This window comes from Variovorax sp. GW821-FHT09B01 (assembly GCF_059418345.1).
In genome coordinates, this window is the sequence record NZ_JBWKPQ010000002.1 from 443600 (window position 1) to 467563 (window position 23964).

A 23964-nucleotide genomic window follows, 5' to 3' on the forward strand; every position below is an offset into this window, starting at 1 on the left:
AAGAGAACGCGAAGGAGCCGGCCATGGACGCGACCCACGAGGTATTCAACCAGCCGGCGCCGCTGGCCGGCTACAACCTCTTCGACACCAACCGGCCCCTGCGCGATGCGTTGAATTTCAATGCGCCGCAACTGCCGACGGAGTCGCTGCGGCAACTGGGCGAGACGCTGGGCTCGGCCGACATGCAGACGCATGCGCGGCTGGCCAACGTGCACACGCCCGAGCTGCACACGCACGACCGTTTCGGTCGGCGCATCGACGAGGTCGAGTTCCATCCGAGCTACCACCTGCTGATGACCGCGGCGGTGGGCGCGGGCCTGCACGGCACGCCCTGGCGCGCCGAGCCCGGCGCGGCGGCATCGCCCCATGTGCTGCGCGCCGCGGGCTTCATGCTCTTCACCGAGCTCGAGCCCTCGATGCTGTGCCCGATCTCGATGACCTACGCGGCCACGCCCGCGCTGCGCGACAACGCGGCCGTGCATGCCGACTGGGGCGCGAAGCTCGGCAGCCTCGTCTACGACCCCGCGCTCAAGCCGGTGGCCGACAAGGCCGGCGTGACCATGGGCATGGGCATGACCGAGAAGCAGGGCGGCTCCGACGTGCGGGCCAACACCACGAAGGCCGTGCGCGCGGACAGCGATGGCTGGGGCGAGCGCTACGAGATCACGGGCCACAAGTGGTTCTTCTCGGCGCCGATGTGCGATGCCTTCCTGGTGCTGGCGCAGGCGCCGGCCGGACTCAGCTGCTTCTTCCTGCCGCGCGTGCTGCCCGACGGCACGCGCAACGCGATCCGCATCCAGCGCCTGAAGGACAAGCTCGGCAACAAGGCCAACGCCAGTTCCGAGGTCGAGTTCCACGGCGCCAGCGCCTGGCTGGTGGGCGAGGAGGGCCGCGGCATTCCGCAGATCCTCGAGATGGGCACGATGACGCGGCTGGACTGCGCGCTCGGCACCAGCGGGCTGATGCGCCAGGCCCTCGCGCTGGCTTTGAACCACACGGCGCAGCGCAGCGCCTTCGGCAAGCCGCTGATCGCGCAGCCGCTGATGCAGAACGTGCTGGCCGACATGGCGCTCGAGAGCGAGGCCGCCACCGCGCTCGCGATCCGCCTCGCGCGCGCCTTCGACCGGCCCGCCGACGAGCACGAGCGCCTGATGGCGCGGCTCTTGACGCCGGTCGCCAAGTTCTGGATCTGCAAGCGCGGCAGCCTGCTGGGCCAGGAGGCGATGGAATGCCTGGGTGGCAACGGCTACGTGGAGGAGGGCGGCGAGGGCGTGATGGCGCGCGTCTACCGCGAGATGCCGCTCAACTCGATCTGGGAGGGCGCGGGCAACATCATGGCGCTCGATCTGCTGCGCGGCCTGCGCAAGGGCGACGCGGTGGCGGCGCTGGCGCACGAACTGGCGCCCGCGCGCGGCCAGCATGCGGCGCTCGACCGCCTGGCCGACGCGCTGCCCGCGCGCATCGAGGCGATGGCCTCCGAGGTCGAGGCGCGTCGTCTGGCACAGGACGTGGCGCTGGCCGTGCAGGCTTCGCTGCTCGCGCAGACCGCGCCGCCAGCCGTGGTGGGCGCGTTCTGCGCCTCGCGCCTGGGCGGCGACTGGGGCCATGCCTTCGGCACGCTGGGCGCGGGCACCGATTTCGATGCGATCGTGCGGCGCGCGCAGCCGGTCTAGAAGAACACTGTCTCCCTCTCACAAGGAAAAACCACGATGGCCGATCTGATCCTGCACCACTACGCGACCTCGCCCTTCTCGGAGAAGGTGCGCCTGATCCTCGGCGCCAAGCAGCTGCCGTGGAAGTCGGTCTTCATCCCGCCGATCATGCCCAAGCCCGACGTGGAGGTGCTCACGGGCGGCTACCGCAAGACGCCGTTCCTGCAGATCGGTGCCGACATCTACTGCGACAGCGCGCTGATCGCCGACGTGCTCGAGCACCTGCAGCCCGCGCCCACGCTGTACCCCGAGCCCGAGAAGGGCATGTCGCGCATCCTCGCGCAGTGGGCCGACACCACCCTGTTCTGGGCCGCGATGGCCTGGAACCTGCAGCCCAAGGGCGCGGCCGAGGTGTTCGCCAAGGCGCCGCCCGAGGCCGCCAAGGCCTTCGGCGAGGACCGCGCGAAGATGAGCGCCGGCAACATGACGCGGCTGCGCCCGGGCGATGCCACCAGCGCCTACAAGTCCTACCTGCGCCGGCTGTCCGACATGCTCGACGACAAGCCCTTCCTGCTCGGCGAGGTGCCCAGCATCGCCGACTTCGCGGCCTACCACCCGCTGTGGTACACGCGCCGCATCGAGGCGGTGAAGGGCATCCTCGACCTCACGCCCGCGGTGGTCGACTGGATGAACCGCATGGCGGCCATCGGCCACGGCACGCCCGACAAGTTCGGCGCCGACGAAGCCATCGCCGTGGCCAAGGCCGCGACCCCGCATTCGCTGCTGACCGACAGCACCTTCCAGGACGACCACGGCATCCCGCTGGGCAGCGCCGTCACCCTGCGCGCCGAGAGCTTCGGGCTCGAGGAAACGCCGGGCACCCTGGTGGCGGCCACGCGCACCCACTACACGCTGGAGCGCAACGGCGAGCGCACGGGACGGGTGCATGTGCACTTTCCGCGCATCGGCTATGTGCTGAAGAAGGCCGAGGCCTGAAGAAACCGCCGGGCCGGTGATCGCCGACCCGGCGATCCCGCTCAGTTCACCGTGTGCGAGCCCAGGCCGTCCGAGGTGTCGATGGGCAGGGGGACGGCGGGGCCCCATTGCTCCGCGGGATCGAAGGGCAACAGCGGATTCCGGTCGCCGGCCTTGACCTCGGGCTTGCGGCGCAAGGTCTGGTTCAGCGTGCTGATGGCGCCGCTCTTCCACTCGTTGCCGGGGTCCACGCCGACCTGGCCGATGCGGTCGATGACCGTGCCCGACTTCTCGATCGTCAGCGCATCGTCGCCGTTGTAGTTGACCACGCTGCTGACGATCGAGCCCGCGGGCTTGAAGGGGGCCGTGGCGCCGCTGTTCGAGAGCACCAGCGTCGCGCCCGCGGCCAGCGTGCCGCTGAGCACCTGCGTGTTGGTCGCCGTGCTCGCGCCGTTCGAGTACAGCTTGACGGTGTAGAGGCTCAGGTCCAGCGCCGCCGCGGTCGGGTTGTAGAGCTCGATCGCCTTGTTGTTCGAGCTGCCCTCGATGTACTCGCTGAAGAACAGGTCGGGCGGGCCGGGCGGAACCACCACGATCTTGCTGACTGCTACGGTGCCGGAGCGCGTGGCGGTCTGGCCCGCCGAGTTGGTCAGCGTGATCACGACCTCGAAGTTGCCCGCGGCCGTGTAGGTGTGTGTCACCGTGCCCGCGCCAGGCGCGGTCGTCGCGGTGCTGCCGTCACCCCAGTCGACCGAGAGCGAGGTCAAGGTGGCGGTGCCGCCGGGCAGGGCTTCCGTGATCGTCACGCCATAGCTTTCGCCGGCCTTGGCGCTTGCGGGGATCGTGCCGCCGAGGATCGGCAGCGTCACCGCCGCATCGGCCGCGAGGTTCAGCCCCACCAGCACCGGGTCATGGTCCGAGGCGCGGAACGGCGTGGGCGCGTAACGGTCGTCGGTCGTGAAGTCGGTGTTGTAGTCGAGGGCGGTCGGCTCGTCGGCATTGATGTGCCACACGCCCACGCCCGCGACCTGCGTGGCCAGCGAGCCCGAGGCATAGGCATGGTCGAGCGCGCCGGTCTCGCCGCCGAACACGTAGGTGTAGCGGTCGTTGGCGGGCATGCGCTTGAGCAGGCTCTCGTTGCCGGCCGACTCGAGCACCTTCGTCGGGTCCTCGAGCAGGTAGCTGTTGAAGTCGCCCATCATCAGCACGTCGGCTTCGCCCTGCGCCTTGAGCTTGGCGACGAAGCTGTTGAGCGCCGTTGCCTGCTTGGTGCGCGCGAGGTTGAAGCAGCCCTGGCCCAGGTCGATGTCGCCGGTGCCCGGGCAGCTGCCCTTGCTCTTCAGGTGGTTGACCACGAACCAGAAGCCGCCGTGGTTGCCCACCGCGCTGAAGCGCTGCGCCAGCGGCGGCCGGCCGCTGGGCGCGACGTACTCCGTGAGGTCGGTGCCGGTGGGAAACACCAGGCCGCCGACGCGCTGCACCTTCGCGGGCTTGTAGAGGATGTCGACCTTGATCGCGTCGGTGCCGAAGCTGCCGCTGCGCACCGAGGCGTAGGTGCCCGCGCCCAGCTTGGCGTTGAGCGCGGCCACGAGGTTGTCGGTCGCCACGTCGGTGTTCTGGATCTCCATCAGGCCGATCACGTCGGCATCGAGGCCCGCGATGGCGGCCACGATCTTGGCCTGCTGGCGATCGAACTCGGTGCGGTTGTTGGCGCCGCGGCAGTTGCCCGCGCTCACGGCCTCGCTGCCGAGCGTGCAGCCCTGGCCGGTCTGGCCCGCGGCGTTCTCGCCGTTCTGGAAGGTGGTGAAGTAGTTCAGCACGTTGAGGCTTGCGACCTTCAGCGCACCGCCGACCGCGGGCGCGGTGGCCGGGCGCGGATTGGCCTGCGCGAAGCTGGTCGCCTCGGTCGGCTGGATCCGGTAGGCCGCGAAGTTGTGACTCAGGATGCCCGTGACCTTCTGCGTCGTGTCGCCCATGCGGCGCGTGCCGTCAGTGCCGGCGGCGCTCAGGTAGGGGATGGGGTTCGGGTTCTGGCGCGAGCCGCCGTCGTCGAGCACGATGCGCGCGAGCAGGTTCTGCTCGTGCGTGGCCGACGCGTTGCCGTTGGTGGGATTGAACTGGCGCCCGTTGAGCGCCAGCACCAGCTGGCCGTAGCGGCCCAGCTCGAACAGCTCCGACACGGCCAGCGGCTGCGCGATCTCGACCAGCATGCCTTCGTAGCGCTCGAGCGTGGATTCGTCGGCCACGGGCAGCGTGATCGGCGTCGGCGCGATCGCGAGGCCCGAGCCGCAGATCGAGATGGCCACGGGCTTGTCGCTGCTGCCCGCGATCTGCGTGATGCTGTCGGGCTTGGCACCGGCGCCGGCGGTCTGGCCGAACTCGGTGACCGTGCCCGAGACCTGCACGTAGTCGCCGACCGCCACGCGCGTGGCGTTGGCCGGTGCGTAGACGAAGAGGCCCTCGGAGGTCAGCGGATCGGCATCGGGCACCAGCGACTGCACGAAGAAGCCGTTGAGCCGGGGATCGCCGGTGCCGGTGGCCTGGAAGTCGCCGACCACCACGCCGCGCACGGTCACGGCCTGCTCGGCCATCGGGCTCAGGTGGCCCGTGCCCTGCACGGCGGGAATGGCCGCGAGCGGTGCATCGGCCGGAATCGCGGCGGCGCAGGTCGGTGCCGGCGGCGGCGGTTGCACGGGCGGTGGCGCGGTGTCGGTGGGCGGCGGGGGAACGAAGGGGAAGACGGCACCGCCGCCGCCTCCGCCACCGCATGCCGTCAATGCGACGACCGCCGCGAGTACCAAAGTTCTGAGTTGCCAGGTCGGCCTCGGCGCTGCATGGATCATGGGAGTTCTCTCGATGGATGAAGGGCCGGCAAGCGGTCTGCGGCGGTTTATAGGAAGCTTTCATGTAGCTTCCACGACACCCTTCGGCCCTGTCGGCCCATGCGTAAACCAAAGGCTTCCTGATGCGTCGCACGAACGACAGTCGTGTGCGCGCCGACGCGCTCTAATGCTCGGCGCAGAGCCATTCCAAAGGAACGTATCCAATGATTCAGGACTTCAAGGGCAAGACCGCCGTGCTCACCGGCGCGGGCTCGGGCTTCGGACTCGAATGCGCGCGCATCGGCGCGGCGCGCGGCATGAACCTCGTGCTGGTCGACGTGCAGCAGGACGCACTCGACAAGGCCAAGGCCGAGATGGAAGCCGCCGGCGCGCAGGTGCTGGCGCGCAAGGTCGACGTGTCGGACGCGGCGCAGATGGAAGCGCTGGCCGCCGCCGTGAAGGAGCGCTTCGGCGCGCCGCACTTCGTCTTCAACAACGCCGGCGTGGGCGCGGGCGGCCTGGTGTGGGAGAACACCGTGGCCGACTGGGACTGGGTGCTCGGCGTCGACCTCTGGGGCGTGATCCACGGCGTGCGCCTGTTCGTGCCGATGATGCTCGAGGCGGCAGCGAAGGACCCCTCGTACCGCGGCCACGTGACCAACACCGCGAGCATGGCCGGCCTGCTGACGCCGCCGAACATGGGCATCTACAACGCCGCCAAGGCCGCGGTCGTGAGCCTCACCGAAACCATGTACCAGGACCTGAACCTGGTCACCGACCAGATCGGCGCCAGCCTGCTGTGCCCGTACTTCGTGCCCACCGGCATCACCAGCAGCGAACGCAACCGACCCGATGCGCCCAAGCAGAGCGAGCTCACCAAGAGCCAGCTGATCGGCCAGGCCATGAGCAACAAGGCGGTGAGCAGCGGCAAGATCACGGCGGCCGAGGTCGCGGCCAAGGTCTTCGACGCGATCAGCGACAACCAGTTCTACGTCTTCAGCCATCCGAAGGCGCTGGGCAACGTGCGCAGCCGCATGGAGAACATCGTCTCGATCACCAATCCCGCGGATCCCTTCCTCGAGCGGCCCGAGATCGGCGCCAAGCTGCGCGAGCAGTTGCGCGCGCCCTGACGCTCAGGCCGCGGCCTGCCGCAGCGCCACCGCCACCAGCACGGCCGACGACAGCGTGGCCGCGGCGGTGCGCACGCTGTTCCACAGGGTCCAGGTCCGCAGGTAGCTGTTCCACAGCGCCTCGGTGGGCGCGGCCGCCAGCTGGTCGTTGAGCGGCACGTTGAAGACCATGGTCACGCCGAAGCAGCCGAGCACGTAGAGCAGGGCGCCCAGCAGCACCAGCTGCGAGTCGGTCTGCGCGATCGAGAACAGCGACCAGATCGCGAGAGCGATGCCGAGCACGGCCGTGCCCATGAACAGCGCCATGAAGCTCGGCGTGATCACGGTCACGTTGATCGCGTTCATCGCGCGCATGCCCTCGGCCCCCGGCACGCGTGCCAGCGCGGCCATGATGAAGGACGAGAACGCGTAGAACATGCCGGCGACGAGCGCGCTCGACAGCGCGCCGGCCAGCACCAGCACGGTCAGCAGCTTGCCGCTCACGATGCGGCTCCCCAGATGCCGGTGGGCGCGGTGCGCGCGAGGTACTCGGCGAAGCTGCGCGGCGGGCGGTCCAGCGCGCGCTGCACGCCGTCGGCCACCGGTGTGTTGCGCCCGTCGAGCACGGTCTTGAACAGGTAGATCACCAGCCACGCGAGATCGGGCGGCAGGCCGGCCTGGCCCAGCGCGGCGGCGTAGTCGTCCATCGTCACGATGCGGCAGCCGATGCCGCGGTGCGCGGCCTGGCCGATGCGGCGGATCGCCTCCGGAAAGTCCAGCGCCTCGGGCCCGGTCAGTTCGTAGAGCTGGCCGCCATGGCGCCCGCCCTCGGGATCGAGCAGCGCGGCGACCGCGATCTCGGCGATGTCGTCGGCATCGACGAAGGGCTCGGGCGCGAGGCCCTCGGGCAGCGTGATCTCGCCGGCGACGATCTCCTCGAGAAAGTAGTTCTCGCTGAAGTTCTGGAAGAACCAGCTCGCGCGCACGATGGTCCAGTCGAGCGCGGTGGCGCGCAGCGCGTCCTCGGCGTCCTCGGCCTCGGGTTCGCCGCGGCCCGACAGCAGCACGGTCTTGCGCACGCCGGCCTTGGCGACCGCCTGGTAGAAGTCGCTCACGGTCTCGACCGCGCCGGGCACGCAGAGGTCGGGCTGGTAGGCGATGTAGACGGCGCTCACGCCCTCGAGCGCCGGGCCCCAGGTGGCGCGGTCGTTCCAGTCGAAGGCGGGAAGGGCGTTGCGCGAGCCGGCGCGCACCGCATGGCCGGCGGCCTGCAGCAGCGCCATGACGCGCGCGCCGGTCTTGCCGTGGGCGCCCAGGACGAGGATGGGACGTGCATCGTCCCGCGTCTGGACTTTGGTCTGATCGATTGCCATCTCGGACTCCTTGGGTTAATGTGAGGACTGCTCACGTAAAAAATGATATTCCCTCACATTTCGAGCGTCAACCGTTTTTTCGAGTCCGATCCGCCATGAATTCCATCGCCACCGCCTCGGCCGCCCGCAAGAACCCCACGCAGGAGCGCAGCAAGGCGCGGGTCGAGCTGATCCTCGAATGCGCCTCGGCGCTGATCGAGCGCGGCGGCAGCGACTCGCTGAAGATGAGCGAGGTGGCCGCGCGCGCCGGCATCTCGATCGGCTCGCTCTACCAGTACTTCCCCGACAAGAGCGCGCTGATCCGCGTGCTGGCCGAGCGCATCAACCTGCACAGCCGTGGCTGCATCGAGGAGGGCCTGCGCGAGGTGCACGACCTCGCGAGCCTGCGGCTGGCCTTCTCGGCGCTGGTCGACCGCTATTTCGAGATCGTCAGCGCGCGGCCCGTGATGCGCGACATCTGGAGCGGCATGCAGGCCGACCGGCAACTGCTCGGGCTGCAGATCGCCGAGAGCCGCATCGCCGGCGGCATGCTGGCCGAGGCCATGCGCAAGGTGCACGGCAATGCCGATCCAACGCGCAGCGCGCAGATCGAGCAGTCGGCCTTCTTGATCTGGGAGCTGGGCGAGGCCACGATCCGCCTCGCGATCGGCGTGGCGAGCGAGGAGGGCGCGGCGCTGGTCGCGGCCTACAAGCGCATGGCGCTGCGCGAGATCGCCGAGCCCTTCGAGGACTGATCAGCCCGCCGGCTGTGCCTGCGACGCGATCCAGTCCCAGACCGCGCGCACCGCCGGCTCGTGCTCGCGCCCGTTCGCGGTGGCCAGGAAGTAGCGCCCGGTATCGAGCGCCGGCCCGAAGGGCTGGACCAGCGCGCCGCTGCGCAGCTCCTCGGCCGCGAGCGTGAGGCTCAGCAGCGCCACCCCATGGCCGCCGAGCGCGGCCAGGATCGCATGGGTCTCGTCGGAGAACGAGAGCTCGGCCTCCGGCGCCTCCTTGGCCGCCTGCTTCGCGGAGCGCCCGCGCGGCGGCGCCATGCCCGCTTCCTCGAACCAGCGCGGCCACAGCGCCGGCGCATGGGCCTGCGGCTGCCAGTCGCAATGGATCAGCCGGTGCCGCGGCAGGTCCTCCACGCGCGCCAGCCCCAGCATCGGGCTGCACAGCGGCGCGTAGCGCTCGGGCATCAGCGCGCGCGCCGCCAGGCCCGGCCAGCGGCCGCTGCCCAGGCGCACCGCGATGTCGGCCTCGCCGCGCGCCAGGTCGACCACCGTGTCGCTCGCATGCAGCCTGAGCTCGATGCCCGGGCAGGCCGCGCGGAAGGCCGCCATGCGCGGGATCACCCAGCGCGCGGCGAAGGCGGTGTTGGTGCTCAGCGTCACGGCCTGGGTGGCGGCCGGCCGGCGCAGCCGCTCGACGCCGGCCTCGAGTGCGTCGAAGCCCTGGCGCAGGTCCTCGAACAGCCGCTCGCCCGCGGGCGTGAGCGCCAGTTGCCGCGTGAGCCGGCGAAACAGCGGCTGGCCCAGCGTGTCCTCGAGCGCGCGCACCTGGTGGCTGATGGCCGAGGGCGTGACCGACAGCTCGCGCGCCGCGCGCAGGAAGCTGCCATGCGCCGCCGCGGCCTCGAAGGCGCGCAGCGCGAGCAGCGGCGGCAATCGCCTGGGCGCCCTGACAGATGAATATGGCTCGTTCATTGAAGGAAAAACGATCGTTTGTGAGGCGGCAGCGAGGCCCATAGATTCTCGCTACGCCTCGGACGATCGCCATTCTGGCATCGCGAGACGAAAGACATCCGTTCACTCATCTCAAGGACCACCGACCATGTCCCTCCGACTGCTCCACATCGACACCAGCGCCCGAGCGGGCCGTTCCGGCACCGATCCCCATGGCTCCCACTCGCGCCGCCTGTCGGCCCGCTTCGTCGAGCGCTGGCACGCGCTGCGGCCCGGCGACGCGGTCGAGCACCTCGACGTCGGCCAACAGCCGCCGGGCTTCGTCGACGGGCGCTGGATCCATGCCGCCTTCACCGCGCCCGAGCAGCGCGAGCCGTGGATGACCGAGCGCCTGGCCGAGAGCGACCGCCTGGTCGACCAACTGCTGGCGGCCGACCTCGTGGTGGTCGGCCTGCCCATGTACAACTTCGGCGTGCCGGCGCAGTTCAAGGCCTGGATCGACAACGTGGTGCGCGTGGGCCGCACCTTCGGCTTCGACCGCGCGCGCGGCGCCGTGCCGTACTGGCCGATGCTGCCGCCCGGCAAGCGGCTGGTGCTGCTGGGCGCGCGCGGCGACCATGGCTATGGACCTGGCGGCCGCATCGCGCACATGAACCATGCCGAGGCGATGGTGCGCACGGCCTTCTCGTACATCGGCCTGACCGAGGTGCACGAGGCCGCGGCCGAGGGCGACGAGTTCGGCGGCGCGCTGCTGGCCGACTCGCTGGCCCGGGCCGAGGCCGAGGTCGATGCGATGGTGGATGCGATGGTGGATGCGCTGACCGGCGCGGTGACGGCGCCGGCGGCCGGGCAGCCGCTCGTTGCCGTTTGACGGGAGGACGCGGCGGCTGCATCCGTTCGGGCCGCCGCCGCGTATGGGGAAGCGGAGGTGTATGACGTTTCTCACCTTCCGCTGACCGACGAACGCACCGATACTCGCCCCAGGTCGCATGAGCCGGCACGGAACCCCGGCGCGCCACTGGCCTTCCCATCTCATTCATGACCCCTTCGCGACCGTTCCATCGCCGCTTCGGACTCCATACCCGCGTCAGCCTCGGCGTCGCCGCCGTGGTGCTGGCCGCGACCGTCGCGATCGCGATGGTCGCGCTGCAACTGGTGCGCGGCAGCCTGCGGGCCTCGATCACCGGCGAGCAGTTCGCGCGCGTCTCCTCGATCGCCACCGGTGTCGACCAGAAATTCGGCAGCCGCCGCATCCTGCTGCAGACCTTCGTCGACAGCGTGGAGGCGCAGAACTTCCAGGACGGCCGGCCGCTGCAGGCTTTCCTCGAGCGCCACAAGTCGCTGCGCCTGGCCTTCGACAACGTGGCCTTCCTCGACCTCGACGGCAACCTGGTGGCCAACCTCAGCAACGCCAGCCAGGTCGGCACCATCAACATCCGCGACCGCGCCTACTTCCAGCAGACGGTGCAGTCGGGGCTGGGCCTGATCTCGCGGCCCTACCGCAACCGGTTGAACGGGCTGGCGCAGATCGCCATCACCGAGCCGGTGCTCGATGCACAGGGCAAGGTGCGCTTCGTGATCTCGGGCGCCATCAACCTCAAGGACCGCAACATCCTCGGCGACCTGGCCGACGTGCGCTTCGGCAAGACCGGCTACCTGTTCATCCTCACGGCCGACGGCGTGGTGGTCGACCATCCCGACGCGGCGCGCATCCTGAACCGGCTGCCGACCGAGAACGGCGCCAACCCCGAGATCCGGCGCGCGATCGCGGGCTTCGAGGGCACCAGCGAGGGCATCGACGAATCGGGCGTGCGCGGCCTGTTCGCGTTCCAGCGCACCGACCAGACCAACTGGATCGTCGGCGCCATGTACCCGAGCGACGAGGCTTTCGCGCGCATCGATGCGATCGAGCGCGTGGCGCTGGGCGGCGGGCTGGTGGCGGCGCTGCTCGCGGGCGCGCTCGCGCTGGGCTTCGTGCGGCGGCGCCTGACGCCGCTGGCCGCGCTGCACGGCCGCATGCAGTCGGCGCAGGATCCGGCCGCCGGCGTGCCCGAGCCGCCGGCCAGCTATGCGCAGGACGAGATCGGCGAGCTCGCGCGCAGCTTCGACCAGTTGATGGCGCAGCAGCGCGCGAGCGAGCAGCTGCTGGCGCGCTCCGAGGCCCAGGTGCGCACCATCGCCGACAACATCCCGGCGCTGGTCTCGCACGTCGATGCGGCGCTGCGCTACACCTTCGTCAATGCGCACGTGAAGGCGATGCACGACGACGGCGAGCTCGTCGGCCGCCCGATGCCCGAGGCACGCGGCGCCGAGGACTTCGCGGTCGTCGCGCCGTACTACGAGCGCGCGCTGCGCGGCGAGACCGTGATCATCGAGAAGGCCGGCAACCCGGCGCGCGGCGTCGGCGACCGCACCTACAAGGCCCACTACATCCCCGACCGCGACACCGAGGGCGTGGTGCGCGGCGTGTTCGCGATGACCTTCGACATCACCGACGAGGTCAACGTGCGCAAGGCGCTGACCGAGCAGGAGCGCCGGCTGCGCGACGTGACCAACAGCATCCCGGCGCTGGTCGGCTACTTCGACCGCGAGGAGAACTGCCTGTTCGCCAACAGCCGCGCGCGGCGCCTGGCCGACCTGTTCGACGGCCCGCTCGCGGGCGTGAGCCTGCGCTCCTCGCTCGGCGATGCGGTGTACGCGCAGATCCGGCCGCACCTGCCCTCGGTGCTGGCCGGCAAGAACGCGCACTTCCCGGTCGACGCGCCGATCCAGGGCAGCGACGGCCATTTCCAGACCCACCTGATCTCCGACATCAACCTCGAGGGCGAGGTGCTGGGCTTCTACCTGATGGCCTTCAACATCACGGCGCTGAAGGAAGCCGAGCTGCGCGCCGCCGAGAGCGAGCTGCGGCTGCGCGCCATCACCAACAGCATGCCGGCGCTGATCACCTACATCGACCGCGAGGAGCGCATCACCTTCGCCAACGCCACCAGCCACGAATGGCTGGGCCTCGGGCCCGCGCAGGTGGAAGGGCGCCATCTCGAGGAGGTGGCGGGCCGCGAGGTCTACCTGTCGCGCCGCCCGATGCTGGCGCGCGCGCTGGCCGGCGAGAAGGTGGAGTTCGAGGCGCGCACGCAGCGCGCGGGCTACGACCGCGTGACGCAGGTGATCTACGTGCCCGACACGCGCAGCGATGGCAGCACGCACGGCATCTTCTCGCTCGCGCTCGACATCACGGCGCTCAAGCTGGTCGAGCGCCAGCTGATCGAGCTCGCGCGCATCGACACCCTGACCGGCCTGCCGAACCGGCTGGCCTTCAACGAGTTCCTGCCCGACGCGGTGCTGCGCGGGCGCATCACCGGCCATTCGCTGGCCGTGATGTTCCTCGACATCGACCGCTTCAAGGCCATCAACGACACGCTGGGCCATGCGGTGGGCGACGCGGTGCTGGCCGAGTACGCGCGCCGGCTCAAGGCCTGCGTGCGCGCCAGCGACATGGCGGCGCGGCTGGCCGGCGACGAGTTCGTGCTGGTGATCGAGAACCTCAAGCAGCGCGAGGCGGTCGCGGCCGTGGCCTCGAAGATCGTGGCGCAGATCAACCACCCGGCCTTCCGCGTCGACGGCCAGCGCATCGAGGTTGCGACCAGCATCGGCATCGCCTTCCACGGCCCGGCCGAATCGGCGGTCACGGCGGCCGAGCTGCTGGCGCGCGCCGATGCCGCGCTCTACGCCGCCAAGGCCGCGGGCCGCAACCGCTATGCCTTCTTCGTGCCGGGCGAGGGCAGCCAGGGCAAGGCAGCCTTCCCGCAGTCGCCGCCGTCCTTCCTCGAACCGCCCGAAGGCGAAGGCTGACGAGGCGAGGGCGCGGGCAGGGCGCCCGCCGACTTGCCTGATCCTGCGAAGAGTCCGAGCAGCGGACAGGGGCTCGTGATGGCTATAGCATGCAGCCCTTCGCAATCCGTGCCCGTGCCCCGTGCGCTTCCCGCGCCCCGTGTGCCCCGACGCACCGCGCTCCCCTGGAAGTCCCGCGTGACACCCGAAGCCCCTCCCACCAAGACCACCCACCGCCCGCTGGTCATCGCGTCGATCATGGCGTCGATGGCCATGGTCGCGATCGAGGCGACCATCGTCTCCACCGTCATGCCGCAGATCGCCTCCGAGCTCGGCGGACTGCATCTCTACAGCTGGGTCTTCGCCTCGTTCCTGCTCGCGCAGACCGCGATGACCGTGGTGTTCGGCAAGCTCTCCGACCTCTACGGGCGCAAGCCCGTGATGTTCGCGGGCATCGCCATCTTCCTCGTCGGCTCGCTGCTCGCGGGCTTCTCGTGGTCGATGCCCGCCATGATCTGCTTCCGGCTGATCCAGGGCATCGGCGCCGGCGCCATCCAGCCGGTGGCGCTGACCATCGTGGGCGACCTCTATCCGGTGCGCGAGCGCGGCAAGGTGCAGGGCTACCTCGCGAGCGTGTGGGCCGTGTCGGCCGTGCTCGGGCCGATGCTCGGCGCGCTGATCGTGCAGAAGCTCTCGTGGGCCTGGATCTTCTGGATCAACGTGCCGATCGGCATCGCCGCCGCGCTGGGCTTCTGGGCCTTCCTGCACGAGACCCCGGCCACGCGCCGGGCCTCGATCGACATCGTGGGCGCGGTGCTGTTCGCCGCCGGCATCGCGGCGCTGATGATCGCGCTCACCGAGTTCGGCATCGGCAACGATGCCTCCGCCTGGGGCTGGACCGCGGCCTTCGCGCTCACCGTGGTGCTGTTCGTGTGGCAGGAACGCCGCGCGGCCGACCCGATGGTGTCGTTCAAGCTCTGGGGCGCGCGCGTCATCGCCACCGTCAACGGCGCGGCCCTGCTCGCGGGCATGGTGCTGATCGGCATCACCACCTTCCTGCCGATGTACGTGCAGGTGGTGCTCGAGCGCTCGTCGGTCACGGCGGGCCTCACCCTGACCATGGTGATGCTAGGCTGGCCGATCGGCGCCACGCTGACCTCGCGCATCTTCCAGCGCGTGGGCCTGTGGCGCATCCTCGTGGCCGGCGCGGCCCTGATTCCCGTGGGCTGCGCGAGCTTCGTGCTGCTCGCCGCGGGCAGCACGCCGGTGCTCGCGGGCGTGGGCTCGTTCGTCATCGGCCTGGGCATGGGCCTGCTGAGCCTGAGCTCGCTGATCCTGATCCAGGAGTCGGTCGACGTCGCGCAGCGCGGCAGCGCCACCGCCTCCAACGTGTTCTCGCGCAACCTCGGCAGCGCGCTCGGCGCGGCCTTCTTCGGCGCGGTCTTCAACTTCGGCCTCACGCGCGCCGACGGTCGCCTCGCCTTCACCGACGAGCAGCTGCGCCTGCTGCTGCAGGGCCCGGCCTCGCCCGCGGCCGGCGACGCGGCGCTGCGGCTCGCGCTCGGCGGCTCGCTGCATCTCACCTTCGTGATGATGCTGGTGGTGGGCCTCGCGGTGTTCGCGCTCTCGCTGTGGCTGCCGCGCGAAGCCACGCAGATGCATGCGCTGGCGCGGCGCGAGGCCGCGCCGAAATAGCAGCCACCCAGGCTCGCTGACCGCGCCCTGACCACGGGGCGCGAAACTGCAAATCCGTTGCTTTTACGGCGTGCTGCGCACGCCGCGCACGCTCGTGCGCGCGATGTCTTCGAGGGCGGAAGAAAGCGCTAACGCGCGCCTAAGTCTGCTGCCTTCGGACTGACATTTGGCAAAACCACCATCGACCGGTCCTTGAATCAAGGGCCGCCGGATTCGGCGAATCCGTGCGTCCGTTCGCATTCCCCAACGATCGAGAGTCGACTTTGAAACCCATCCACAAGATCAAGACCGGCCTGCTGTGCCCCGCGCTCACGGTGCTCGCAGCCTCCGTGCTCAGCGCCTGCGGCGGCGGCGGTGACGGCGGCGTGTCCTTCCTGCCGCCCACGGGCACCACCCTCAGCGGCGTCGTGGCCGCCAGCGGCTACGTGCCCGGCAGCAACACGGGCAACCCGACGCTCAAGGCCGGCTACTACGCGAAGGCCACGGTCTTCGTCGATGCCAACGGCAATGGCGTGCTCGACAGCGGCGAAGCCTCGACCACCACCGATGCCAGCGGCAAGTTCACGCTGACCACCACCCAGGGCGGCCAGCTGGTGGCCGACATCGGCACCTCGGCGACCAACACGGCCACCGGCGCCAAGGTCGCGAGCCACCTGATCCTGCGTGCCTCGGCCGACCAGATCGCCGACCAGGGCGCGGCCAAGATCGTCATCAGCCCGCTGTCGAGCGAAGCGCAGCGCCTGGTGGAAGCCAACGGCAGCAGCTACAAGGCCGAGAAGGCCAACCTGCTCGCGCGCCTGAACGTGCCCACCTTCAACCTCGGCACGGCCGCGCTCACCGATCCGCTGGCCGACGTCAACGGCCTGAAGGGCACCGACCAGTACGCGGCCCTGTACCAGGACAACGAGCTGACCAACCGCTACACCTACGCGACGGCCAAGCTCGACCGCAAGGACATGTTCCCCGACCACCTGGCGGTGGCTGGCGGCGACCCGCGCCTGGTGGGCCTGTCGGGCGTGACCATCAGCAACAAGGACGGCAGCAGCGTCGCGCGCTCGCAGCCGACGCAGAAGCAGGCGCCCATCACCTTCGCGCAGGCGCAGCAGGCGGCCTTCAACGTCGAAGGCGTGCCGGCCTACGACAACATCTTCGTGATCATCGAGGAGAACAAGTCGACCGACGTGATCGTGGACAACCCGCGTGCCGTCAACATCAACTACATCCTCAAGAAGTACAACCAGCTCAGCACCTACTACTCGACCGGCAACCCGTCCGAGCCCAACTACACCGCGCTGGGCGGCGGCGACGACTTCGGCATCACCGACGACAACTGGTTCGGCTGCGGCGCCGTCGCGGGCACGCCCTACGTGGTCACCGACGTCGAGTTCAAGGCCGGCACGGCGTCCGACGGCCAGCCGCTGCCCGCGCAGGCCAAGCTGCCGCCCGCCAACAGCGCCACCCGCGCCGGCTACAGCGCGGCCAGCGCGAGTTGCGGCGATACGCCGACCACCGGCACCGTGCACAACATCCCAGGCGACAACCTGTTCACGCTGATGTCGAAGACCGGCCGCACGATCCGCACCTACAGCGAATCGATGAACCCCGGCCAGGACGTGCGCGCCGACAGCATCGCCGATGCGCAGGTGGCCGCCACCTACGACGCGAGCCGCCTGGGCGTCACCAACCTCGACGGCTCCACGCCCAGCCTCGTGGGCACGTCGAACTTCGCCGTGGTGAACGGCCTCTACAAGGTCAAGCACGGTCCCTCGATCGCCTTCCAGGACGCGCGCAACCTGCCCGAGTTCGTGGCCACCAACCGCACGATCTTCGGCACCCAGTACCAGGAAGCCGACTGGCTCAAGACCTCGGTCTACGGCCTGCCCAGCGGCTGGATCTACGACCAGTTCAGCAAGGACCTGGAGACCGGCGACGTGGGCAACATCAACTTCGTGGTGCCCGACCAGTGCGACGACATGCACGGCGTCGGCAGCGACACCAGCTGCGTGAGCAACAACAACGGCCAGGCCAACGGCGTCATGCGCGCCGACATCTACCTCGGCATGGTGGTCAAGAAGATCCAGAACTCGGCGCTGTGGAAGAACCCGAACAAGCGCGTGGCGATCGTCGTGATGTACGACGAAGGCGAAGGCGGCAGCAACGGTTCGTGCTGCGGCTGGAATGCCGGCGGTCCGAATTCGAAGACCACGCCGCTGACCGTGGATGCGAACGGCAAGGGCCTGCCGACCGCGCCGCCGCTCAACTACAGCAACGGCAACTTCGGCCACGGCAACTCGATCTTCGGGATCATCAGCAACCAGCAGGACGTGGGCGGCGCGAAGAAGCAGGTGGTGGACAGCGATGCCTACAGCCACTTCTCGTTCGTGCGCACGCTGCAGGACATGTTCCAGATCGCCGACCCGGCCATGGATGCGAGCTACCTGAACCGCGCCAAGTACACCGAAGCCTTCATCACGGCCAACATCGCGGCACTGCCTGAGTACTCGGGCAGCGCGGACACGCACTTCGACTCGGTGCGGCCGATCAACCATGCCTACGTGATTCCGGCCGGCTACACGCAGAAGCTCTATCCGAACGACATCGTCGGCGTGCAGGACCCGGTCACCGGCAAGCTCGAAGGCCAGATCACACCGCAGGTGGGACCCGACGCGAGCCAGGTCAACGTCTGGGCGACCAAGTAAGTAAGCCCGGGACGATCCGCGGGGCGAGGCAGATCGCTTCGCCCGGCGGATCCGTTTCCCTCATGCCATTCCAGACGGGATCCGCTGCGGACCGCCTGGAATCCGGCGTTTCAGGTTTCCGAATCCCGCAAGGCGGCCCGGCCGCCTTCGCGGGATGCAACGTTGAATGATGAACTTGGCAATGGAAAAGACGGTCGCGCTCGGCATGGTGCTCGCGGCCGCGCTGTGGGCCCTGGTGGCCTGCAACAGTAGCGACCTGGCGACGGCCAAAGGTGCCGCTGTCGCGCGCACGCCGGTGCTGAGCCTGCCGGCCCAGGTCGGCCAGTTGGCCTTCTTCGACAAGCGGCTCTCGGGCGGCGGCAACATGTCGTGCGCGAGCTGCCACGATCCGCAGTACGCCTACGGCCCGCCCAACAGCATCTCGGTGCAGCTCGGTTCCGACATCGCGCAGACCGGCGCGCGCGCCGTGCCTTCGCTGCGCTACCGCGAATCGACGCCGGCCTATGACGACAACGCGCCGAACCCCGACGGCGTGACCTCCGAGTCGCCGGGCGGCGGCTTCATGTGGGACGGCCGCGCGGCCACGATGGCGGCGCAGGCCGCGCTGCCGCTGCTCAACCCGGTCGAGATGAATGCCGCCTCGAAGGAGGCGGTGGTGAAGGCGGTGCGCGAGGGCAGCTATGCGGCGCTGTTCAAGCAGGCCTTCGGCGCCCAGGTCTTCGACGACACCAATGCCGCCTTCGACGACCTCGGCAAGGCGATCCAGGCCCTCGAGACCGAGGACCTGAGCTTCCACCCATACAGCAGCAAGTACGACCTCTATGTCTTCAACAAGATCGGCGGCACGCTGACGCCCGCCGAGCGGCGCGGCGAGGTGCTGTTCCACAGCAGCGGCGTCGCCAACTGCTCGGGCTGCCACTACACGGGCGCCAACTTCAACGGCAACACCGGATTGATGACCGACTTCACCTACCAGGCGCTGGCCGCGCCGCGCAACGACCGCTCGATCCCGAACAATCCCGATCCGATCCCGGCCAACGACGACCCGAAGTACTTCGACATGGGGCTGTGCGGTCCCTTCCGCACCGACCACATGCCCGCCACGCCGGACACGGCGAACCCGTACTGCGGCATGTTCAAGGTGCCGGTGCTGCGCAACGTGGCGACGCGCGGCAGCTTCTTCCACAACGGCGTGTTCCATTCGATGGAGCAGGTGCTCAACTTCTACAACACGCGCGACACCCATCCCGAATACTGGTATCCGGCCGACAAGGACGGCAACGGCGCGGCGCAGGCGAATCCGGCCTGGGCGCTGCAGCCCACGGCCGTGCCGGGCGCGACGGTGCGCAAATACAACGACCTGCCGCGCGCGCAGCAGGGCAACGTCGACGAGGAAGTGCCGCTGGGCACGGGCGAGGGCGGCGAGAAGACGCTGGCCAGCGGCACGAAGCCGCGCACGCCGGGCTCGGCACCGGCCATGACGGCGCAGCAGATCGCCGACCTGACCTGTTTCCTCGGCACGCTGAGCGACGGCTACCAGCCGTCCGCCATGTCCTCGGCTTCCGACCGGTGCGCGAAATGAAGGGCACGCACTCCAGCCCCTGGCGGGGCTTCGGCATCGCCGCGAGCCTGGCGTTGCCGATGATCTTGTTAGCCGCCTGCGGCAACGAAGAGGCCCGCTTTCCGAACCGCGACAACTTCACCGCGGCCGCCAACGACTACCTCGCGCAGCGCGGGCATGTGTGCCTGGCCAAGTACGACTGGCCGATCAAAGTCGCGGCCGGGTCGAGCGAGCCCGACGCACAGCAGATGCCGCTGCTCGAGAAGCTGGGCTTCGTGACCGGCAAGGACGTCGCGGCCGCGCGCGAATACGCGCTGACCGACGCCGGGCGCCAGCACTACCTGCAGGTGCCCGTGGTGGTGCGCACCACCACGCAGGCCGTCGTGCATCCGGGCGATCTGTGCGCGGCCACCTTGAGCCTCGATCGCCTGGTCGGCTGGGATCCGCCGCAGACCCGCGACGACCGCACCACGACTTCGCTGCTCTTCACCTACCGCATCGCGCTCGATCCCTGGGCCACCGCGCCCGAGGTGCAGCAGGCCTTTCCGCTGCTCGCGCGCGCGATCCAGCGCGAGGGAACGATGCAGATGCGGCTCGGCGTCCACCTCACGCGGCGCGGCTGGGTCGCGGACGAACTCGACCTGCATTGAGTCCGCAACCACCCGCGCCATGGCTACCCGATACATCCACAAGAACCCCATGACTCTCCGTTCCTCGTTCCAGACCCTGACGACCCTCACCGCGATGGGTGCGCTCTGCGCGCTCGCCGCCTGCAGCGCCGGCCCCGACGCCAACGCACCCACCGCCGAGAACCTCGCGGCCCCGCTCGATGCCTACCTGGCCGAGCGCGGCGACATCTGCCTCGCGATGTTCGACTGGCCGATCGACCTGACCGAAGCCGAGGCCGGCTCCGGCGCGCGCCATGCGGTGCAGTTCCCGGTGATGGAGAAGCTGGGCCTGGTGCGCAGCACCATTGTCGCGGCGCCCAAGAGCGCCGAGAACCCCGACGGCGCGGTCAAGCGCTTCGAGCTGACCGACGAGGGCCGCAAGTTCTACAAGCCGCATTCGCATGCGACCCGCGACGCCGACCATGCCAACGACTTCTGCGTGGCGCACCTGCAGCGCGAGAAGATCGTCGACGTGAAGCTGGCCGGCGCCGACGCCAGCCATCCGATGGCCGTGGTGAGCTACACCTACCGCATCGACCCGGCGCCATGGATGCAGGACCCCGACGCGCAGCGTGTGTTCCCGATGGTCGCGCGCATCATGAATGGCGCCAACGGCCCGCTGCAGCTGCGCCAGGGCTTCACGCGCGGTGACAAGGGCTGGGTGCCGCACCTGGGTCCCGTCTGAGCCGAGGCCGGCCATGAGCACCGTCGTGCGCTTTTCCCCCGAGCTGGGGCGCTGGCTCCAGGGCATGCTCGATGCCGGCCAGATGCCGCAGGCACTGGTCGCCACGATGCGAGGCAAGGGCATGAACGAACGCGCCGCGCAGGCCATCGTCGCGGCCCATGTCGATGCGCGGCAGCGCGGCGCGCCGATGCCGGCCGATGCCGTCGAGCTGCCGGACGCGGACGCCGCCAAGCCCGCGATGCGGCTCGCGTCGGGCACGCGAATCCAGGCCATCGACCGCGAGATCGTCGTGCATGCGCGTGGCGAGGACCCCGTCCATGCCTCGCTGGGCAATGTGATGGATGCCGAGGAATGCCGGGCCTTGATCGAGATGGCGCGTCCGCGTCTCGCGCCTTCCACCCTGGTCGATCCGATGAGCGGGCGCGACGTGGTCAGCGACCGGCGCGCGAGCTGGGGCATGTTCTTTCGCCTGGCCGAGAACGAGCTCGTGGCCCGCCTCGACCGGCGGCTGTCGGCGCTGATGAACCTGCCGCTGGAGAACGGCGAGGGCCTGCAGCTGCTGCACTACCCGGAAGGCGCGGGCAGCGAGCCTCACCACGACTACCTGGCGCCGGGCAACCTGGCCAACCGCGAATCGATCGCGCGCAGCGGCCAGCGCGTGAGCACGCTCGTGACCTACCTCAACGACGTGCCAGAGGGCGGCCAGACCGTCTTTCCGCAGCTGGGCCTGGCGATGTCGCCGATCCGCGGCAATGCCTGCTACTTCGAGTACGGCGACGACGAGGGGCGCGTCGATGCGCGCTCGCTGCATGCGAGCGCGCCCGTGACGCGCGGCGAGAAATGGGTCGTGACCAAGTGGATGCGCGCGCGGCGCTTCGTGTCGGCCGGCGAAATCAACCGGCCGTTGCCGGCGCGCTGACCGGCACCGCCACCGGGCTGCGCTCCGCGAACTGCCCGTTCCAGTACGGGTAGTAGGGATAGGGCGGCGCGATCGCGCTGGCCGCATCGAGCCGCGCCATCTGCGCGTCGCTCAGCTGCCAGCCGAGCGCGCCGAGGTTCTGCGTCAGCTGCGCCTCGTCGCGCGCGCCGATCAGCACGCTGGCCACGGTGGGCCGCTGCAGCAGCCAGTTGAGCGCGATCTGCGCATGGGTCTTGCCGGTCTCCTCGGCCACGATGTCCATCGCGTCGACGACGCGGTAGAGGCGCTCGTCGTCCACCGGCGGCGCGAAGCCGGCGGTCTCGTGCAGCCGGCTGCCCGCGGGCAGTGGCTGGCCGCGCCGGATCTTGCCCGTGAGGCGGCCCCAGCCCAGCGGGCTCCACACGATCGCGCCCACGCCCTGGTCCAGGCCCAGCGGCATCAGCTCGAACTCGTAGTCGCGCCCGACCAGCGAGTAGTAGGTCTGGTTCGCCACGTAGCGCTCGAGGCCCAGCCGGTCGGAAGCCGCGAGCGACTTCATCAGCTGCCAGCCCGAGAAGTTCGACATGCCGATGTAGCGCACCTTGCCCGATTTCACGAGGGCGTCGAGCGTGCCCAGCACCTGCTCGACCGGCGTCATCGCGTCGAAGGCATGCAGCTGCAGGATGTCGATGTAGTCGGTGCCCAGCCGCTTCAGCGCGGCCTCGGTCGCGCCCACCAGGTGGTGGCGCGAGGCGCCGACCTGGTTCGGCCCGTCGCCCGCGCGCAGCGAGAGCTTGGTCGAGACGATGGCCTTGTCGCGCCGGCCCTTGAGCGCGGCGCCGAGGATGGTCTCGGAGGCGCCGTTCGAATAGACGTCGGCGGTGTCGAACAGGTTCACGCCGGCGTCGAGCGCGATGTCGACGATGCGGCGCGCGCCGTCGGTGCCGGTGTTGCCCCAGGCGCTGAACAGCGGGCCCTGCCCGCCGAAGGTGCCGGCGCCGAAACCGAGGGCGGGCACCTTGAAGCCCGAGCGGCCGAGAAAGCGTTGTTCCATGAGAACTTCTCCGTTGTTTGAATGGGGGGATGGATCAGGCGCGCACCGAGGCGCAGTCGCCCGGCAGGGTGCGGTCGCCGCGGCGGTCGAGCGCGCGGCTCCACAGCGCAATCGCGAGGCCGGCCACGGTCAGCAGCGCGGCGGCCCAGCCCAGCGCGCGCAGGCCCGGGCCATGGTCGATCACCACGCCGCCGGCCCAGGCGCCGAGCGCATTGCCGAGGTTGAAGGCCGCGATGTTGAGGCTCGAGGCCAGGTTCTGGCCGGCGCCCGAGGCCTTCTCGAGCACGCGCAACTGCATCGGCGCCACCGTGGCGAACGAGGCCACGCCGAGCAGGCCGACGAAGACCACGGCCGCGATCGGCGTGCCGATCGCGAACTGCATGCTGCCGAGCACCACCGCGAGCACGGCCAGCGTGCCGAGCACCGCGGGCATCACGGCGCGGTCGGCCAGCCGGCCGCCGAGGATGTTGCCCACGGCCAGGCCGCCGCCGAACACCAGCAGGATCGGCGACACCGCCGATTCCGACAGGCCCGTGACCTGCGTCAAGAGCGGCTGGATGTAGGTGAAGACGGCGAACACGCCGGCGAAGCCGAGCACGGTCATCGCCAGGCCCAGCAGCACCTGGGGCCGGGCCAGCACGGCGATCTCCTCGCGCAGCGGCGCGGGCCTGGCCTCGCCCTCGACGCGCGGCACGAACACGGCCAGCACCGCGAGGGCCGCCACGCCGATCAGCGCCACTGCCCAGAAGGCCGCGCGCCAGCCGAAGTGCAGGCCCAGCCAGGCGCCGAAGGGCACGCCCAGCAGGGTGGCGGCGGTCAGGCCGGTGAACATGATGGCGATGGCCGAGGCGCGGCGCTCGGGCGCCACCAGGCCGGTGGCCACCACCGAGCCGACGCCGAAGAAGGTGCCGTGCGCGAGCGAGGTGATCACGCGCGCGCCCATCAGCAGTTCGTAGTTGGGTGCCAGCGCGCAGGCGATGTTGCCGAGCGTGAAGATCGCCATCAGCGCCAGCAGCACGGTCTTGCGCGGCAGCCTGCGGGTGGCGATGGTGAGCAGCGGCGCGCCGACCGCGACCCCGAGCGCATAGCCCGAGATCAGCAGGCCGGCGGCCGTGATCGAGACCTGGAGATCGGTCGAGACCTGCATCAGCAGGCCCATGATGACGAATTCGGTGGTGCCTATTCCGAAGGCACCGGCGGTGAGGGCGAGTAGAGCGATGGGCATGATGCCCTGTACTGTGCGGACGAAGTCCCTCGTTGACTAGAATGCCGCCGGTC

General features: G+C 69.9%; 18 protein-coding genes. 12 read left to right on the plus strand and 6 right to left on the minus strand.

The window, feature by feature from the left end; genetic code table 11:
• Positions 1-23 precede the first annotated feature (23 nt).
• On the plus strand, positions 24-1673 hold the full coding sequence (locus tag AC07RV_RS09205; RefSeq protein ID WP_296782734.1) for an isovaleryl-CoA dehydrogenase: 1650 nt from the start codon (positions 24-26) through the stop codon (positions 1671-1673).
• 36 nt (positions 1674-1709) lie between these two features.
• Positions 1710-2648 (plus strand): glutathione S-transferase family protein, encoded by a 939-nt coding sequence (locus tag AC07RV_RS09210; protein ID WP_093342070.1) that lies wholly within the window; start codon positions 1710-1712, stop codon positions 2646-2648.
• Between the two features lie 41 nt (positions 2649-2689).
• On the opposite strand, the gene AC07RV_RS09215 is transcribed toward AC07RV_RS09210, so the two are convergent.
• On the minus strand, positions 2690-5320 hold the full coding sequence (locus AC07RV_RS09215) for an ExeM/NucH family extracellular endonuclease (protein WP_296782732.1): 2631 nt from the start codon (positions 5318-5320) through the stop codon (positions 2690-2692).
• 353 nt (positions 5321-5673) lie between these two features.
• On the opposite strand from AC07RV_RS09215, the gene AC07RV_RS09220 reads away from it, so the two are divergent.
• Positions 5674-6579: an SDR family oxidoreductase gene (locus tag AC07RV_RS09220; RefSeq protein WP_296782730.1), complete on the plus strand. Its 906-nt coding sequence runs from the start codon at positions 5674-5676 to the stop codon at positions 6577-6579.
• 3 nt (positions 6580-6582) lie between these two features.
• On the opposite strand, the gene AC07RV_RS09225 is transcribed toward AC07RV_RS09220, so the two are convergent.
• Positions 6583-7062: an anthrone oxygenase family protein gene (locus AC07RV_RS09225; protein ID WP_296782728.1), complete on the minus strand. Its 480-nt coding sequence runs from the start codon at positions 7060-7062 to the stop codon at positions 6583-6585.
• On the minus strand, positions 7059-7931 hold the full coding sequence (locus AC07RV_RS09230; protein ID WP_296782726.1) for an NAD(P)H-binding protein: 873 nt from the start codon (positions 7929-7931) through the stop codon (positions 7059-7061). The genes AC07RV_RS09225 and AC07RV_RS09230 overlap by 4 nt, the downstream gene beginning before the upstream one ends.
• Before the next feature lie 95 nt (positions 7932-8026).
• Here AC07RV_RS09230 and AC07RV_RS09235 point away from each other — a divergent pair, with 95 nt between their 5' ends.
• Positions 8027-8665: a TetR/AcrR family transcriptional regulator gene (locus AC07RV_RS09235; RefSeq protein ID WP_296782725.1), complete on the plus strand. Its 639-nt coding sequence runs from the start codon at positions 8027-8029 to the stop codon at positions 8663-8665.
• Here AC07RV_RS09235 and AC07RV_RS09240 read toward each other — a convergent pair whose 3' ends face one another.
• Positions 8666-9616 (minus strand): LysR substrate-binding domain-containing protein, encoded by a 951-nt coding sequence (locus AC07RV_RS09240; protein WP_296782724.1) that lies wholly within the window; start codon positions 9614-9616, stop codon positions 8666-8668. It abuts the gene before it with no gap.
• Positions 9617-9743: 127 nt separating this feature from the next.
• On the opposite strand from AC07RV_RS09240, the gene AC07RV_RS09245 reads away from it, so the two are divergent.
• The 8 genes from AC07RV_RS09245 to AC07RV_RS09280 all read left to right on the plus strand — a co-directional run bounded on the left by AC07RV_RS09245 (position 9744) and on the right by AC07RV_RS09280 (position 21653).
• Positions 9744-10466 (plus strand): FMN-dependent NADH-azoreductase, encoded by a 723-nt coding sequence (locus AC07RV_RS09245; protein ID WP_296782722.1) that lies wholly within the window; start codon positions 9744-9746, stop codon positions 10464-10466.
• A 167-nt stretch (positions 10467-10633) separates the two neighbouring features.
• A complete protein-coding gene (locus AC07RV_RS09250) occupies positions 10634-13447 on the plus strand; it encodes a sensor domain-containing diguanylate cyclase (RefSeq protein ID WP_093342058.1) in 2814 nt (937 codons plus the stop codon).
• Positions 13448-13684: 237 nt separating this feature from the next.
• Entirely contained in the window at positions 13685-15121 is a 1437-nt protein-coding gene (locus AC07RV_RS09255) for an MFS transporter (RefSeq protein ID WP_296782902.1), read from the plus strand.
• Between the two features lie 263 nt (positions 15122-15384).
• Positions 15385-17820 (plus strand): alkaline phosphatase family protein, encoded by a 2436-nt coding sequence (locus AC07RV_RS09260; RefSeq protein WP_296782719.1) that lies wholly within the window; start codon positions 15385-15387, stop codon positions 17818-17820.
• 181 nt (positions 17821-18001) lie between these two features.
• Positions 18002-19402 carry a cytochrome-c peroxidase gene (locus AC07RV_RS09265; RefSeq protein ID WP_296782716.1) on the plus strand — a complete coding sequence of 467 codons (1401 nt, stop codon included), beginning with the start codon at positions 18002-18004 and terminating at the stop codon, positions 19400-19402.
• Complete coding sequence (locus AC07RV_RS09270; protein ID WP_296782714.1) at positions 19399-20031, plus strand: hypothetical protein; 633 nt, start codon at positions 19399-19401, stop codon at positions 20029-20031. The genes AC07RV_RS09265 and AC07RV_RS09270 overlap by 4 nt, the downstream gene beginning before the upstream one ends.
• Before the next feature lie 49 nt (positions 20032-20080).
• Positions 20081-20734 carry a hypothetical protein gene (locus tag AC07RV_RS09275; RefSeq protein WP_296782713.1) on the plus strand — a complete coding sequence of 218 codons (654 nt, stop codon included), beginning with the start codon at positions 20081-20083 and terminating at the stop codon, positions 20732-20734.
• 13 nt (positions 20735-20747) lie between these two features.
• On the plus strand, positions 20748-21653 hold the full coding sequence (locus AC07RV_RS09280; RefSeq protein WP_296782711.1) for a 2OG-Fe(II) oxygenase: 906 nt from the start codon (positions 20748-20750) through the stop codon (positions 21651-21653).
• Here the strand turns inward: AC07RV_RS09280 and AC07RV_RS09285 are convergent.
• Both AC07RV_RS09285 and AC07RV_RS09290 read right to left on the minus strand, forming a co-directional pair.
• The gene (locus AC07RV_RS09285) at positions 21628-22686 is read right to left on the minus strand and encodes an aldo/keto reductase (RefSeq protein WP_296782710.1); all 1059 of its coding nucleotides are present in this window, start codon (positions 22684-22686) and stop codon (positions 21628-21630) included. The genes AC07RV_RS09280 and AC07RV_RS09285 overlap by 26 nt on opposite strands.
• A gap of 34 nt (positions 22687-22720) precedes the next feature.
• Positions 22721-23911, minus strand: coding sequence for an MFS transporter (locus AC07RV_RS09290; protein WP_296782708.1), 1191 nt, complete (start codon positions 23909-23911; stop codon positions 22721-22723).
• Between the last annotated feature and the right edge of the window lie 53 nt (positions 23912-23964).